Origin of the sequence: Ewingella sp. S1.OA.A_B6 (assembly GCF_049889095.1) — a bacterium.
Taxonomy (GTDB): domain Bacteria; phylum Pseudomonadota; class Gammaproteobacteria; order Enterobacterales; family Enterobacteriaceae; genus Ewingella.
In genome coordinates this window covers 18,327-33,891 of record NZ_JBLJFK010000013.1, presented here as the reverse complement: position 1 = coordinate 33,891, position 15,565 = coordinate 18,327, and the positions used below count along the sequence as shown (strand labels likewise).

Sequence of the window (15,565 nt, the reverse complement as noted above, 5' to 3'; positions counted from 1 at the left end):
GATTGAGCTGCCAAGCACAGACATGCTGTAAAATGAGCTACATCAGCATGTAACAACTGAGGATCGCCGTTAATGAAGAGTACCCTGTTTCAACGTTTCGCCCTGTCTGCCGCATTTTTGACATTATTGATGCAAACGTGCATCGCAGCCCCTGCCGGATGGCCGCGACAGATTGAAACCGAACACGGCATAGTCACCCTCAACCAACCACCGCAACGCATTGTCTCCACCAGCGTCACGGTCACCGGCACCCTGTTGGCGATTGACGCGCCGGTCATTGCCAGCGGCGCGACCACCCCCAACAGCCGTATTGCTGATGCGCAGGGCTATTTAAGTCAGTGGGGTAAGATTGCGGCTGAGCGCAAAGTGCAACGGTTGTACATCGGTGAACCCAACGCCGAAGCCATCGCCGGAGAAGCGCCGGACCTGATCATCATGTCGGCCACCGGCGGGGATTCCGCCCTCAAACTCTACGATCAGCTTGCGGCCATTGCACCGGTATTGGTGGTCAACTATGACGATAAAAGCTGGCAGGAGCTGGCACGACAACTCGGTGAAGCCACCGGCCATGAAGCGCAGGCCAACGCCACCGTGAAGCAGTTTGACGCGCGGGTCAAAAAGCTGAAAACCGGACTGGCTTTACCGCCTCAACCGGTCTCCGCGTTGGTTTACCGCCCGGATGGTAAGTCTGCCAATCTGTGGACCAGCGCCTCACCGCAGGGACAACTGCTGCACGAACTGGGCTTCACTCTGGCCAAACTTCCAGCCAGCCTGCATGGCAGCCAGAGCCAGGGCGTACGTAAAGACATTGTGCAACTGAGCGGTGAAAACATGGCCGAAGGGTTAAATGGCAACACGCTGTTGCTGTTTTCCGCTGATGACAGCGACGGTCAGCGAGTGATGAACAACCGCTTTCTGGCCCACCTTCCGGCGGTAAAAAACCAACGGGTTTATCCGCTCGGCAATGACACCTTCCGCCTGGACTATTACAGCGCCAGTAACCTGCTAACACGGCTGGAAACGCTGTTTACTTCTCACTAACTGTATCGGAGGGCGCGCCCGGCTGCGCCAGCATGAGACTGTCGTTAAAATGTGCCGGTTGCACCGATCCTGGATGTGTACCATAATACGTACGTACAGAATCATGTACATACGGAGAAATACTATGCACACACTTACCAGCACCGAATTACGCCAGACCTTAGCGCACGTCCTGGACGAGGTAAGCGCAAGCCGCGCCCCGATCATGGTCACACGGCAGGGCGCTGAAAATGTCATTCTGATTGCAGAATCCGAATGGTCTGCCATGCAGGAAACGCTTCACCTGTTTAGCAATCCAGCGAACGCCGCGCACCTGATGGAAAGCATCGCGCAGGCCGAACGCGGCGAAGTAATACCTTTCGACCTTTCGGCCGGAACTTTTAAATGAATGTCGTTTTTACCCATAAGGCGAAAGAGGATTATGACTACTGGGCCGAGGTAAACCCGAAGACCCGCGATAAGATTCTGGAGCTGTTACGCAATACCGCAGAAACACCTTTTAAAGGCATCGGCAAGCCGGAGGCCCTTAAACATAAAAAGCCGCTATGGTCGCGCAGGATAACGCAGGAGCACCGCCTGGTGTACTGGGTAGAGGGTGATACCGTCACCGTAGTGGGCTGCCGATATCATTACACCAATATTTGAATTACCCAGGATGATGTTGGTTTTTTTTTGGCTGGAAGCGCACTCAGTTAACGGTATCTCGTAACGCCCGCATAACCAAAGCCAGCACCACGCCGAGAACCGCTGCAGTGAAACCGAAACTCGCGGTGGTCATCGCCGGTAACATCACCGAGCCCAGCGCGCCGAGCAGCAGCGCACCGATGGCATCGCCGGTGACGTTTTGCGCGGTCCACAGGCCGTTAATCCTGCCAAGAAAATCATCCGGCGTCAGGTTCTGGATCAACGCATATTGCAGCAACGCATTGATAGCGCTGAGATAACCGAAGATCGTCAGAAACACCAAGCCCAGACCAAACCACGGCATCAGACTGAACAAGCCAATGGCAACGAACGCGCCGATGGCGGTCGTCAGCAGCATCCAGCCGGGCCGGACCACATTCGCTACGCGTCCGCTGGTCAGCGCTCCGACGGCGGCACCCAGCGGCACCGCCGCGTACATCAACCCCAGCTCAGACGCGCTAACCTGCCAGAGACCAGACAACACCGGGTAAAGCACGCGTACCGCGCTGGCCATGGTGAGCAGTGCGCCAATCAGCGCCACCATACCGATCACCCGGTTCTGCAACAGAAAGACGAAACCCGATACCAGTGCCCGCAGCGGATGTTCGCGTTTTTGCATCGGGGGCATCAGCTGTGGTAAACGCAGCAACGGGATCAGCGTCAGGCCAGTGCCGAGCGCCGCCAGAGCGTAATTCCACACCACGCCACCGCTGGCGATCACCAGCCCGCCGATAGCAGGTGAGAGAATCGAGCCAAACCGCACGGTAAGCATGCTGATCGCCCCGGCTTGTACCAGGTTTTCACGCCCGACAATCGCAGGCGTGGCCGCCAACAGTGCCGTGACGCCCACCGCACCGAAGAAACCGTCCCACACCGCCAGCAGATAGATCACCGTCAGCGAAGGCGCAGGCAAAAGCGCATTGATGCACAGCCCGATAAACCCCAGTCCGCAGGTGCTGCGCGCAAACAGGATCAGGTGACGGCGCTCATAGCGGTCTGCCATCACGCCGCCCATCAACAGGCCAATAAACATACCACTTCCGGCCAGCGTGACCGACAACCCTACCAGCAGAGTAGAACCGGTCATGGCCTGAATCTGTACCGGCACCGCAATGCCCAACAGACCCAATGCCAAAATAGAAATAAAGCGGGCGCAGAAGACGGCACGGAAAGTGGCATGGGTTTTCAACAGGGAAAAATCGAGTAAAATCGAGGGCTTATTCATTATAAAGTTGTCTTAAACCAGTAAAAGGCACAGTCGGAGTAATGCTATAGAGAGATAACTCATGCTACCATAGTCAAATGCAATAGATAATGATAATAAAAATCATTAAGATTAACTTTGGTGTATTTTCTTACTATGTCACGGCTTCTTACCGATAGACCTCACAGGCTTTCCAACACACAAAAGAGACGGCCAACCGCCACCTCGCGGGCGCTTCTGCGCAACGCGCTCTGCATGCTGTTGGCAATTGCCTTGCTGGCGCTGGTTATTTTCCTCAGCCTCTCCGTGGGTGCAAAATCCATCCCGCTGCACACCGCGATCTCCGCGTTGCAGGGCCAGTGCGCCCTGCCCGACTGCACCATCATCCGCGATGCCCGTTTGCCGCGCACGCTGGCCGGGCTGCTGGCAGGCGTGGCGCTGGGGCTTTCCGGCGCACTGATGCAAATCCTCACCCGCAATCCGTTGGCCGATCCCGGCATTCTTGGCGTCAACGCCGGTGCCGGTTTTTCCGTGGTGCTGGGCATCACCTTTTTCGGCGCCGTCGACGTCAGCCAGTATTTATGGTTTGCCTTTGCGGGTGCGCTGGTTGCTACGCTGATCGTGGCATTGATCGGCGCTATCGGTGGCGGCAAGGTCAACACGATACGTCTGACGCTGGCAGGCGTGGCGCTCGGTGCCGTGCTGGAAGGCTTCTCCTCCGGCCTTTCCCTGCTCAATCCTCTGGTATTTGATCAACTGCGTTTCTGGCAGGCTGGCTCGCTGGATATCCGCAGTATGGCGGTGATCCACGCGGTGACGCTGCCGATCCTCGGCGGGGCTATTCTCACCCTGCTGATGAGCCGCGCCCTGAATAATCTGAGCATGGGAAGTGACCTTGCGACCGCGCTGGGCACCCGCATTGTTCCTACTCAACTGTGCGGCCTGCTGGCCGTGACATTATTGTGCGGCAGTGCAACGGCGGCGGTCGGGCCGATTGCCTTCGTCGGCCTGATCATGCCACACATCGCCCGCCACTTGGCCGGTTCCGACCCACGCTGGATGCTGCCCTGGACGCTGGTGCTGACGCCTATTTTACTGCTGACGGCCGATATTGTCGGACGGCTGCTGGTGCCCGGCGAACTACGCGTCTCTATCGTGACAGCCTTCATCGGCGCACCGGTGCTGATAGTGCTGGTGCGTAACCGTGCGCTGATGAAGCGGAGCTGATAATGAAAATCTTCACGTCAACTGCGCCCCCTTCACGCAAGATAGCGCTATTTCCGCGACAAATTCTGATGATCTGCTTGCTCATTATCCTCTGCGTGATGCTGGCGATATACGGGCTGGGCAGCGGCACGCTCTCGCTGAGCCCGATGCAGGTGATTGATGCCCTGCGCGGAGAAGGGCCACATAATCTGACAGTTATTGTCACTCAGTGGCGGCTGCCACGCGTGGTGATGGCGTTGATTTTGGGCGCGGCGCTGGCGGCCAGTGGAGCAATTTTTCAGTCGCTGATGCGTAATCCGCTGGGTAGCCCGGATGTGATTGGCTTCAATACCGGCGCGTACAGCGGCGTGCTGGTGGCGATCGTGCTGTTCAACAGTTCGATCCTGGGCATTACCGCCGGTGCGATGGCCGGCGGCCTGCTGACCGCCCTGCTGGTCTATCTGCTGGCGTGGCGCAACGGCGTGGAAACCTTCCGCCTGATCATTGTCGGCATCGCCGTGCGTGCGCTGCTGGTGGCTGGCAATACCTGGCTGGTGATTTCGGCCTCGCTGGAGTCGGCGCTGACTGCCGGGTTGTGGAGCGCAGGTTCGCTGAACGGTATCACCTGGGCCAAAAGCCTGCCGGTGGTGGGCCTGATTATTCTGGCGTGGGGGCTGGCGCTACTGCTCTCGCGGCGTATGCATTTGCTGGAGATGGGCGATGATATGGCCCGCGCGCTGGGCGTGCCGGTGGAACGTTCACGCCTGCTGTTGATGCTGACGGGCGTTGCCCTGACCGCCGCTGCCACCGCCGTGGCCGGGCCGATCTCATTTATCGCGCTGGTTGCACCACAAATTGCCCGCCGGTTGTGCCCAAATCAGTCGCAGCCACTGCTTATGGCAGGGCTGACCGGCGCGCTGCTGCTGCTGGCGGCCGACGTCGCCACACAGCGCCTGTTCCTGCCCTACCAGTTGCCGGTCGGGGTGCTGACCGTCAGCCTCGGCGGCATTTATCTGATTGGATTATTAATTCGTGAGTCGCGCAAAAAATGATGACGAAAAACGACCTTAACGCTCCGCTACGGGGTGAAAACCTGACCCTGAGTTATGACAAAAAAGTGGTGATAGAGGATCTGAATCTCACCATTCCGCCCGGCAAACTGACGGTGATCATCGGCCCTAACGCCTGCGGAAAATCAACGCTGTTGCGCACGCTCAGCCGCCTGATTTCACCGCAGTCAGGCAGTGTGCTGCTCAACGGCCGGCAGATCAGCGATTACGCCACCAAAGAGGTGGCGCGCGAACTCGGGCTGTTGCCGCAAAGCTCCGTCGTGCCCGGCGATATTCTGGTGGAAGATTTGGTAGGCCGTGGCCGTTATCCGCATCAGCGCATGTTCAGCCGCTGGAGTGAAGCTGATCGGCTGGCGGTGAGTGAAGCCATGCAGGCGACCGGCATCAGCGGGCTGGCAGATCGTGCCGTCGATACACTGTCAGGCGGACAGCGCCAGCGGGTGTGGATAGCCATGGTACTGGCCCAGCAAACGCCGCTGCTGTTACTCGATGAGCCAACCACCTGGCTGGATATCACTCATCAGATTGATTTGCTGGAATTAATGCAGGATCTGAACCGCAATCTCGGCCGTACGCTGGTGGTGGTGCTGCACGACCTTAACCACGCCTGCCGTTATGCCACGCACCTGATCGCCATGCGTGACGGCAAGATTGTTGCCGAAGGGCCACCGGCAGAGATTGTGACCACCGCACTGATTGAAGCGGTGTTTGGCCTGCGCTGCATGATCATCGATGACCCCGTTTCGCATACACCGCTGGTGGTCCCGCTGGGAAGGGCTCTGTCGCCAGCGGTACGCCGTTCTGATTGACGAAAGGTTAAGTGGCTACGGTTCTCAAGACACGGTTTAGCAGCGGCCCCAGGATTTTAAATGAATCCGGAGAGACAATATCCACGTGCGCGCAGTCCAGTTCGTGAACCTGTAATGCATCGACGTATTCCGCCCAGGTTTGTTGTACGTCCATCCCGTCCTGCAACGTTTGGCGGGCGACAAACAGCGTGGCCTGCCCGTTGAAACGCGCGGTTTTGGTGGCCGACAACAGCCGTACCGAATCAGCATAGTTGGCCTCGATATGATCGAACATGATCTGGCGGGCCTCGACCTGTTCGCCATCCAATGTCTGTTCTGAAGCCGCCCTGAACTGCTGGCGTTCGCGCTGGATCTCCTGCAATACGTTGTCATCAAGCATCACATCCCAGCTCTGGGTTTCCGGCGGGTAAGTATCCAGCAGCCCGAGAAACGCCACCGCTTCCCCTCTGGCTTGCAGGCGGGCCGCGATGCCCTGTGCCAGCGTCCCGCCAAGTGAATAACCGATGAAATGGTAAGGGCCATGCGGCTGCACAGTTAATACCCTTTGTAGATGAGCATCGCACACCTGTTCCATATTCTGGCTGACGGCCAGCGGACCATCAGGATGCGGCGACTGAATACCAACCAGCGACCAGTGTTGGTCGATATAGCGCGGCAGTACGCTGAACTGCCAGGCAAAACCCGAGGCCGGATGCAGGCAGAACAGGATCGGGCCACTGCCGGTGCGCAGCGGCAGCAACGCATCAAAACCGCTGCGATCTGCCTCTTCCTGCGTGCATTCTTCAGCCAGTAATTGCGCCAACTGCTCTACCCGCGACGCCACCATCACCTGCCCGACCGACACCGGTTTGCCGAGTTCGCGCCGCAGTTCTGCCGCCAAACGCATCGCCAGTAGCGAATGACCACCGAGTGCGAAAAAGTCGTCATCGGCAAACACCTGCTCGCATTGCAACAAGCGCCCGAACAGGGCTGCAATGGTGCTTTCCAGTCCCGGCAACGGCTCGCGCCCCTGCTGGTCGGTGGTACTTTGCGGCTGCGGTAAGGCTTTTCTGTCGAGCTTGCCGTTGGCGCTGAGCGGCAGTGCCTCGAGCGTCACCAGCACCACCGGCACCATATGCGCAGGCAGCCGCTCAGCCAGCGCGGCGCGCAGACTTTCGGCGTCCAGCGTCAAGCCTGGCTGAGCGACCAGATAACCCACTAACTGACGTGCGTCGCCGCCCGTGGCATCGCTGCTGACCGCGCCCAGCGCCATAGCGTGAGTCACTGCCTGCTGCACGCCGGGCAACGACAGCAACGCATGGTCGATTTCGCTCAGTTCAATCCGCTGACCGCGAATTTTGAGCTGATCGTCACTGCGTCCGAGATATTCCACCGCGCCATCCGGCAGCCATCGCGCCACATCGCCGGTGCGGTACATGCGCCCGCCCTGCCCGAACGGGTCGGCGACAAAGCGGCTGGCGGTGAGTTCAGGCCGGCCAAGATAACCCTGAGCCAGTTGGTCGCCGGTCAGGTAGAGATCCCCCGCCACGCCCGGCGGAACCGGCTGTAACCGCGCGTCCAGAATGCGCAATCCAGTGTTCCATACCGGCACGCCAATGGGAACGTTGGCGCCTTTAACCGCCGCCAGCGCCTCGCCCCACGCGGGGTGCCAGCTGACGTCCACCGCCGCTTCGGTCGGGCCATACAGATTGTGCAGCGGCACGCTGGTTTTACTCTGCCATAAACGACAAAGCTCGGCCGGCAGCGCTTCTCCGCTGCAAAATACCTGTCTGAGAGAGGCACACTGGGCCACCGCCTGCGGCGTATCCAGCGCGGTGACGAACGCCGCCAGCATCGACGGCACAAAGTGCAGTGTGGTCACCTGATGTTGTTCAATCAGATTCAGCAGCTGTTCGGGATCGCGGTGCGCCTCAGGCGGTGCCATCACTAAGCGGGCACCGACCATCAGCGGCCAAAAAAACTCCCATACCGAGACATCAAAACTGCACGGTATTTTCTGCAACACCACGTCCTGGGGGGTCAGCGGGTAGTGATCCTGCATCCACAGCAGCCGGTTGACGATGGCCTGATGTCCCACCACCACACCTTTAGGGCGGCCGGTGGATCCTGAGGTAAAGATCAGATAAGCCGCATGTTCAGGCGTTGGAGCATGAACGGGCAGCATGGCTTCAGCATCCGGCGATAAAGGTCTGTCCACCAACAGCACGCGGCCCTGACCGGCAAAACGCGCCAACTGGCCGGGATGTGTGACGATCAACTGCGGGCTGGCGTCTTCCAGCATCATCCGCAGGCGCTCATCGGGGTAGCCGGTATCGAGCGGCAGATAAACCGCACCGACCTCGACAATCGCCATCAGCGTCAGCGACAGAAAGACCGAGCGCGGCAGCGCAACGGCCACAATATCACCGCGCATCACGCCCTGTTCAGTCAGCCGCTGTGCCAGTGCCACAACCTGCTGGCGGGTTTGCGCATAGCTAAATTGATGGTGCAGATCCGCCAGCGCAGGCGCGTGCGGCGTGCGTTTTGCCTGTTCCGCCAGTTGCTGACTCAGCGTACTTTTCACCACCGGATGTGCGGTGCGGTTGACCTGTTCGATTAATTGACGGTCCGCGTCGCTTAGAAGCTGCACCGCACCGACCGGCAATGCGGTATCAGCGGCAAACTGACTCAGCAACAGCGGCAGGCGCTGCAAATGAGCCTCAAGTTCATCGCGGTCATAACGTTCAGCATTGGCCTGTAAATCCACCGTCAGCGCACCGGCGTCACCGATATGCAGCGCGATCTCCAGATCCCGCACCGGCCCGGAGGCGAGATCGTGAGTGATGCCCGCCACGCCGTCGAAGTCGATGTGATAATCGAACATTTTAAAGTTGAATACTGTGCCATACAGCGGCCGGGCGTCACCGGCAATGCCTATGTCGCGTGAGATCTGCTCGGCATCGTAACGCTGATGGCGGCGAACTTTTTTGAGCTCATTGCGCAGCCTGATGGCCAGTTCAGTCAGCGTGTCGGCAGGGGCAACGTTCATTGCCACCGGCAGCACATTGATCACTGGACCGGTAGCACACAGGGCGGCGGAGCCCATACGGCGCATAAAAATAAAACCGCCGCAGAAATCCGTCTGACCGCTCAGGCGTGATACCCACAACACCACCAGCGCGATGGCAATGTCGCTGGCGGTTAACTGATCGTCCTGCGCCATGGGAGTCAGAGACGCGACCTGGCGGGCGTCGCAGGCGCATGACAGCCGGTGAAGGCGTACAGACGGCGCCTGCCCGGTCAACGGCTGCGGACAGAGGGTGGCAGGTGCAGGTAACGTCGCCGCTTTTTCGCGCCAGAACTGGGCATCACGTGCAAAAGCGGGTCCCTGTTGGTACTGCTGGTACTCTTCCACCACGTCCCGAAACGGCACAAACGGCGTCGGTTCCGGCGTTTTCCGCTGGCGCAGTGCGGTATAAAGTGTGGCGATGCGCCGGGCAATGGCGGTGAAGCTGAAGCCGTCGACCTGAATATGGTGATAGCGCTGATACCAGAACCAGCGCGCATCGGCGATGCGGATCAGTACATGGCGGTGCAGAATATTGCCGCTGAGAATACGCAGCTCCACCGCCAGATCCTGACGCATCAGGGTCAGCGCAGCGTGCTCAGGATCGGCTGACTCGCGCAAATCCAGGCACTCTGGCTGAAAAGCGGCAGGCGCAGGCTGCGGGGTTTGCAAGGCGAAACCGTCCTGCTCTTCAAAACGCATATGCAGCGTATCGGCTTCGGCCAGACCCTGAACGATGGCCTGCATCATGTCGTCGGAATCGAGCAGCCCCTTGATGTCAATATAGTGGGCGACGGTGTAGGCATTACCGTGCGGCGAAAGCTGGTCCGCCATCCAGATGCCGGGCTGCGCGGCCACCAGCGGCATGCCGGTGGTGACATCATTACGGGTCGCTATCAGAGAAGTTTCAGACACCGGTTCACTCCTGTTCGAAAGAGGCTGCATCATGCAGGCGCAGGGATTGCGGACGCATGTCTCGCCAATTGGCCTCCAGCCAGCTGGCACACTGCTCGCGGGCCGACGGGCCAAAGACCACGCGCCAGCCTGCAGGAACCGAGAGGGTTTCCGGCCACAGGCTGAACTGCTGCTCATCGTTAGTCAGTACGCAGCACACTACGTTTGGGTCATCAAACGGGTTAAGGTTTTCCATCACACACTCCTTCAGCTTCACGTACCGGCGCAGTGGCAACAAAGTGCGGCGACCACAGCATCGCCAGCCCGTCCATCAGACCGCCGCGCCAGCAAAGGGCATCGTGCCCGCCGGCCACCGCGCGGTAATGAACCTGATGCGGCGTCTCCTGTAGCAAATTCACCAGTTCGCCGTTCACCCGGTGGATCAGGCGCTCATGCACACCGGCTTCCATAAAGATTTTCAGCGGTGCGGCCTGCCCTACCCCCTGCTCAATTTGGCGCAGCAACCAGCCGGATTGATCCTCAGACGCTTCCGGCTGCGAGGCCTGGCGTTGCGGCCACCAGAACGAGCCGGACTGACTGAGCGTGCAGCCAAAGGTTTGCGGCCAGTGCAGACAGGCGTAAAGCGCCGAGAGTCCACCAAAACTTTGTCCGGCCACCACGGTGGTGTCGGCCGAATTATTGTAAGCCGCCCAGGCGCGCAGTTGCGGCAAAAGCTCCTCCTGCACCGCCAGCCAGAAGTCAGCATTGCAGGTCAGTTCGCGGCTGCGGTGTTCGATATCGATCACCTCAATTAACAGATAAACGGCTTCGGGCAGTTTGTCCTGCTCCGTCAGCTGATGAAGCGGTTCCCAGACCGGCATTTGCTGCGACCAGAACTGGCCATCGAGCAGAATGGCCAGCGGGCGCGAGGCGGGATCGCTGTCACCGGTGGTATAGACCCAAACCGTGCGGCTGTTACCGAGGCGTGGGCTATGCCATTGATGTTTTTGTAGCAAGGTCGGCGGTGCTGGCGTACAGCGGCCGCAACCGGTGGCGAAATTGTCGAAATCTCGCCACGCCGGTTGCGCCGGTGCGTCCGGCATATGCAGCCCGGAGACGCGATGCCCGCGCCCGCCGGGCCAGCTGCGGTGCGCATTGAGGATGTCGGCAGTCGAGGTGGTAAAGCGGTCACGCCACCAGTGGCGCAGCGCCATCATGTTGGTATGAGGATCGTCTGACGACGGCGTAAAAGGCCGGTTTTCAGTGGCCGGCAGAAAGCTGTAACTGCCGCGCCAACCCGCTTCCATGTCGGTTTGCCAGAACCAGACATCGGTGCCATTCAGGCGTTGCAGGCTTTGAGGAGGATTGGGCTGATGATGATCGGTCTTGCCGGTGATGTTGATCCACACGCGTTCACAGGTCGAGGTAAATTCGCTGCCTTGCGGGTCACGCCAGAAGAAGGTGACTTTCCAGTTTCCCTGCCCTGAAGGCTCAATCCATGGTGTCCCGCGTCGGGCAATATCCAGCCACCAGCGGTTACTCCCCGCATGCCTGCTGGACAACAGCGTGCCACTTTCTGACTCTGATCCCATTTTAAACATCCCTACTCACATTATGGATTATTTATTTAACATAACAATAACCTCATTATTTATAACAAGTTACATGAGGATGTTATTTTCAGCGTTACGCCAAACGATAAAGGGAATGGTATTGATAATTGTTTTCATTTGCAATAGTGTGTGTCTGCCCATAATAGGTGGGCAACGATTGACGACACAAATTGACTTCACACAACACGATCACCGGCCGTCCTGCTGCTGGCTTTTATCTCTCCTCATGCAGCCATTGCAACCAGTAGTTCAGGAACGGAAACCGGACCAGGAACGAACATGAACAACACATTGTCCAGCTACTCTTTAGCGACGCTTTTAGGATTGGGCCTCGGGGCCAGCACATTCTCTACCTCTCTCAGCGCCGCAACCACCAACCCCACAACGGTTGCAGCAGCGTCAGATCAAGCAGAGAACGGTAAAACTGAAGACCTCAATGGTGACACCATCATGGTCACCGCCGCGCAGCAAAACCTGCAGGCACCGGGCGTCTCCACCATCACTGCGGATGAAATCAAAAAACGGCCTCCGGCCCGTGATATTAACGAACTGATTCGCACCATGCCCGGCGTTAACCTGACCGGCAACTCCACCAGCGGCCAGCGCGGCAATAACCGTCAGATCGATATTCGGGGTATGGGCCCAGAAAACACCCTGATCCTGATCGACGGCCTGCCGGCCAACAGCCGCAACTCGGTGCGTCAGGGCTGGCGTGGCGAGCGAGATACCCGCGGCGACACCGCCTGGGTACCGCCCGATATGATCGAACGCATCGAAGTGCTGCGTGGCCCGGCCGCTGCGCGCTACGGCAACGGTGCGGCAGGTGGCGTAGTGAATATCATCACCAAACGCGATACCAAAGCGTTGCACGGCTCATGGAATACCTACATGAACGTGCCGCAGCATGATGAGGAAGGTTCGACCAAACGTACCGACTTCAGTCTGGCCGGTCCGCTCGGCGATCAATTCAGCTTCCGCCTGTTTGGCGGCTACAGCAAAACTCAGGCTGACGCGCAGGACATCAACCAAGGGCATCAGTCTTTACGCACCGGTACCTACGCGGACACATTGCCTGCGGGGCGCGAAGGGGTGATTGATAAAAATATCGATGGCCTGCTGCGCTGGGATTTCGCCCCAATGCAGTCGCTGGAATTGGAGGTTTATAATGGCCGTCAGGGCAACCTGTATGCGGGTGATACGCAAAACACCAACACCAGCGACCTGGTGAAAAGCCAGTATGGCGATGAGACTAACCGCATTTACCGCCAGACCTATGCGCTGAATTATCGTGGGGCCTGGGACAACGGCATCAGTACCACTAACTATGTGCAGTATGAGAAAACCAAAAATACGCGTTTGAATGAGGGGTTGGCTGGCGGCACCGAAGGGATCTTCGCCAACACCGATTTCAATACCACCTCTCTCGATAACGTACTGCTGCACAGTGAAGTGAGCATTCCGTTCGACCTCGGGGTGCCGCAGACCGCGACCTTCGGCACCGAGTGGAATCAGCAAAAGATGAAAGATCTCTCCTCCAATACCCAGGCCATGTTGGGTGGAGATATTGCCGGGGTAGATAGCAGCAACCGCAGCCCTTACGCCTCGGCTGAGATTTTTTCGCTGTTTGCGGAAAACAATATGGATCTGACTGACAGCACGACGCTGACGCCAGGCCTGCGTTTTGATCATCACTCGGTTGTCGGTGATAACTGGAGCCCGTCCCTGAACCTGTCGCAGGAACTGGGTGACGACTTCACGCTGAAAATGGGTATCGCCCGCGCCTACAAAGCACCCAGCCTCTACCAAACCAACCCGAACTACGTGCTCTACAGCAAAGGTCAGGGCTGTGCCGCCAGTGCCGGAGGATGCTACTTGTTGGGTAATGACGACCTGAAAGCCGAGACCAGCATCAATAAAGAGATCGGGCTGGAGTTTCACCGCAATGGTTACCTGGCGGGTATGACCTACTTCCGGAATGATTATCGCGATAAAATCGAAGCGGGTTACCTGCCAAATGGTACATCGAGCAACGGTAAGTCCGATATTTACCGCTGGGAGAACGTCTCGAAAGCCGTGGTTCAGGGGCTGGAAGGAACGTTGAATATTCCGGTGACCGACACCGTCGCCTGGAATAACAACGGTACCTACATGATCGAGAGCAAGAATAAAGAGACCGGCGATTATCTGTCGATTATTCCGAAGTTCACCATCAACTCCACCTTGAGCTGGCAGACCACGGAAGACCTCTCTCTGCAATCCACCATGACCTGGTATGGCCGTCAGAAGCCGAAGAAATACAACTACAAGGGTGAAGCAGTCACCGGCAGCGAACGGCAGGAAGTTAGCCCTTACGCGGTATTCGGCCTGAGCGGCACCTACGCGGTGAATAAATACGTCAGCGTGACGACGGGCATTGATAACCTGTTGGATAAACGCCAGTTCCGCGAAGGCAACGCCCAGACTGTCGGTAACGCCACCACTAACGCCTATATGTACGGCGCCGGTGCCGCAACCTACAACGAACCGGGCAGAACGTATTATATGAGCCTGAATACGCACTTCTAAGCTGAACTACGCTAAAAAAATGCCGCTGTGAATCACTTCGCAGCGGCATTTTTTCTAAACATAGACCCAAAATAATTCGAGTCGCCCAGAGGCGCCTACTTTTGGTGCAGAAAGGCGGCAAATGAGGAAATCCCGATGAGCTTACATAAGTAAGTGATTCGGGTGAGCGAATGCAGCCAACGCATCTGCGTCCCGAAGTATGACGGGTATATTTACTTGTCAGTAAAGGTTATGCGTACCACATCATCCGGCTCGCTGGCCTGTTTCTGCTTCGATGACGCCTGTTTCACAGTGACAAACAGCGACTGACCGTCGTCCGACAGCGCCAGGCTGTTCGGGTGAACCGGTGTGTCGATGGTGTGCAACACCTTATAGGTTTTAGCGTCAATCACGCTGACTTTGCCCGCGTCACGGTGGGTGACATAAATTTCATGGCGAACCGGGTTGAACAGCACCGCCAGCGATACCGGCAGGTCGGTTTTGTGCAGTACTTTGCCATTCTCTGTATCCACCACCAGTAACTGCGGCGATTTTGAATCAGTCAGGAAGGCGCGATGGGTAGCCGGATCCAGTGCGATGTTCAGATAAAAGTGTTCGCCGTCGGCGTCCAGTTTCACGCGGGAGAGAACCGCATTGGTTTTGGTGTCAATAGTTATAAATTCGTTGTTCGCGTTGGTGACATACAAACGTGATGCAGCGCTGTCGAGCGCCAGCCCTGTCGCATACTTCCCCAGGCCTTCGATGGTTTTTCTCAGTTGCAGCGTCGCGCCGTCAATGACCCACACGACACTTTGATCCCCTAATCCCCCCATATAAACGGTGTCGGTTCTCTCATCCACGACCAACTCACGCGGTGCCAGCGGACGCTCAGTTTCGCTACGCGGGCGCTTATCCAGCACCAGCGTCCCCTTCACTTCCCCCGTTTTTGCATCCACGGCGGTTATCGCGCTGTTGACAGTATTACCGAGGAACAGCGTGTCGGTTTTCTTGTTCATCGCCAGACCAAAGGGTTTCAGCGCATTTTTAATGGTCTGCGTAACGCTCAACGTGGCCGGGTCAAGACGATACAGAATGCCACCCTGGTCGAGCTTGCGGCTGCCGGTTGTTGCCACATATAAAGCCTGCGGCGAGCGGTACACCAGTTCATACACGCCTTTATTGACCGCTTTACGCTCAACGTTGAAAGTGCTTTCAGCCCAGGCAGAACCGGAGGTCACGAGTGAAATGAATAACGCCAGCGGCAGGATGCGCTTCTTCATTAATGGGGATGTAATCGATGCCATAAATCCTCTCAAACAATAAGTAACAGAGCCGCCACGGTGGTTCAGATCAACCGCAACAACGTGAATTATAAATAGAAATGATAATTGTTATCATTCTAATTCAAATTCAACCATAGGGCCATGAGAAATGAGAGAATTGAGGAGTTCTCG

12 protein-coding genes are annotated in these 15,565 nt (G+C 57.7%); 7 read left to right on the top strand and 5 right to left on the bottom strand.

Annotated elements, in window-relative coordinates; translation table 11 throughout:
* Nucleotides 1-72: 72 nt before the first annotated feature.
* The 3 genes from fepB to ACMV8I_RS18195 all read left to right on the top strand — a co-directional run bounded on the left by fepB (nt 73) and on the right by ACMV8I_RS18195 (nt 1,686).
* The gene (gene fepB, locus ACMV8I_RS18205) at nt 73-1,041 is read left to right on the top strand and encodes a Fe2+-enterobactin ABC transporter substrate-binding protein (RefSeq protein WP_498866607.1); all 969 of its coding nucleotides are present in this window, start codon (nt 73-75) and stop codon (nt 1,039-1,041) included.
* Between the two features lie 124 nt (nt 1,042-1,165).
* A complete protein-coding gene (locus tag ACMV8I_RS18200) occupies nt 1,166-1,429 on the top strand; it encodes a type II toxin-antitoxin system Phd/YefM family antitoxin (RefSeq protein WP_498866606.1) in 264 nt (87 codons plus the stop codon).
* Complete coding sequence (locus tag ACMV8I_RS18195; protein WP_188469341.1) at nt 1,426-1,686, top strand: Txe/YoeB family addiction module toxin; 261 nt, start codon at nt 1,426-1,428, stop codon at nt 1,684-1,686. Before ACMV8I_RS18200 ends, ACMV8I_RS18195 begins: the two co-directional genes overlap by 4 nt.
* Before the next feature lie 43 nt (nt 1,687-1,729).
* Here ACMV8I_RS18195 and entS read toward each other — a convergent pair whose 3' ends face one another.
* Nucleotides 1,730-2,950 (bottom strand): enterobactin transporter EntS, encoded by a 1,221-nt coding sequence (entS, locus tag ACMV8I_RS18190; RefSeq protein WP_498866605.1) that lies wholly within the window; start codon nt 2,948-2,950, stop codon nt 1,730-1,732.
* Nucleotides 2,951-3,085: 135 nt separating this feature from the next.
* Between entS and fepD the strand changes: the two genes are divergently transcribed.
* The 3 genes from fepD to ACMV8I_RS18175 are packed head-to-tail and all read left to right on the top strand — an operon-like array spanning nt 3,086 to nt 6,014.
* Nucleotides 3,086-4,156, top strand: coding sequence for a Fe(3+)-siderophore ABC transporter permease (gene fepD / locus ACMV8I_RS18185; RefSeq protein ID WP_498866604.1), 1,071 nt, complete (start codon nt 3,086-3,088; stop codon nt 4,154-4,156).
* A gap of 41 nt (nt 4,157-4,197) precedes the next feature.
* Nucleotides 4,198-5,187: an iron-enterobactin ABC transporter permease gene (fepG, locus tag ACMV8I_RS18180; protein ID WP_498866668.1), complete on the top strand. Its 990-nt coding sequence runs from the start codon at nt 4,198-4,200 to the stop codon at nt 5,185-5,187.
* A complete protein-coding gene (locus tag ACMV8I_RS18175; RefSeq protein WP_498866603.1) occupies nt 5,184-6,014 on the top strand; it encodes an ATP-binding cassette domain-containing protein in 831 nt (276 codons plus the stop codon). The genes fepG and ACMV8I_RS18175 overlap by 4 nt, the downstream gene beginning before the upstream one ends.
* A 7-nt stretch (nt 6,015-6,021) precedes the next feature.
* On the opposite strand, the gene ACMV8I_RS18170 is transcribed toward ACMV8I_RS18175, so the two are convergent.
* From ACMV8I_RS18170 to fes, 3 genes are read right to left on the bottom strand one after another with little or no spacing between them, the layout of a single operon-like run.
* The gene (locus ACMV8I_RS18170) at nt 6,022-9,927 is read right to left on the bottom strand and encodes an enterobactin synthase subunit F (RefSeq protein WP_498866667.1); all 3,906 of its coding nucleotides are present in this window, start codon (nt 9,925-9,927) and stop codon (nt 6,022-6,024) included.
* Between the two features lie 52 nt (nt 9,928-9,979).
* Nucleotides 9,980-10,210, bottom strand: a complete 231-nt coding sequence (locus tag ACMV8I_RS18165) for an MbtH family protein (protein ID WP_498866602.1) — start codon at nt 10,208-10,210, stop codon at nt 9,980-9,982.
* Nucleotides 10,197-11,546 carry an enterochelin esterase gene (gene fes / locus ACMV8I_RS18160; RefSeq protein WP_498866601.1) on the bottom strand — a complete coding sequence of 450 codons (1,350 nt, stop codon included), beginning with the start codon at nt 11,544-11,546 and terminating at the stop codon, nt 10,197-10,199. Before fes ends, ACMV8I_RS18165 begins: the two co-directional genes overlap by 14 nt.
* Nucleotides 11,547-11,846: 300 nt before the next feature.
* Here fes and ACMV8I_RS18155 point away from each other — a divergent pair, with 300 nt between their 5' ends.
* Entirely contained in the window at nt 11,847-14,132 is a 2,286-nt protein-coding gene (locus ACMV8I_RS18155; RefSeq protein ID WP_498866600.1) for a TonB-dependent siderophore receptor, read from the top strand.
* Nucleotides 14,133-14,344: 212 nt separating this feature from the next.
* Here the strand turns inward: ACMV8I_RS18155 and yncE are convergent, their stop codons facing one another.
* Nucleotides 14,345-15,415 (bottom strand): 7-bladed beta-propeller protein YncE, encoded by a 1,071-nt coding sequence (yncE, locus tag ACMV8I_RS18150; RefSeq protein ID WP_498866599.1) that lies wholly within the window; start codon nt 15,413-15,415, stop codon nt 14,345-14,347.
* Between the last annotated feature and the right edge of the window lie 150 nt (nt 15,416-15,565).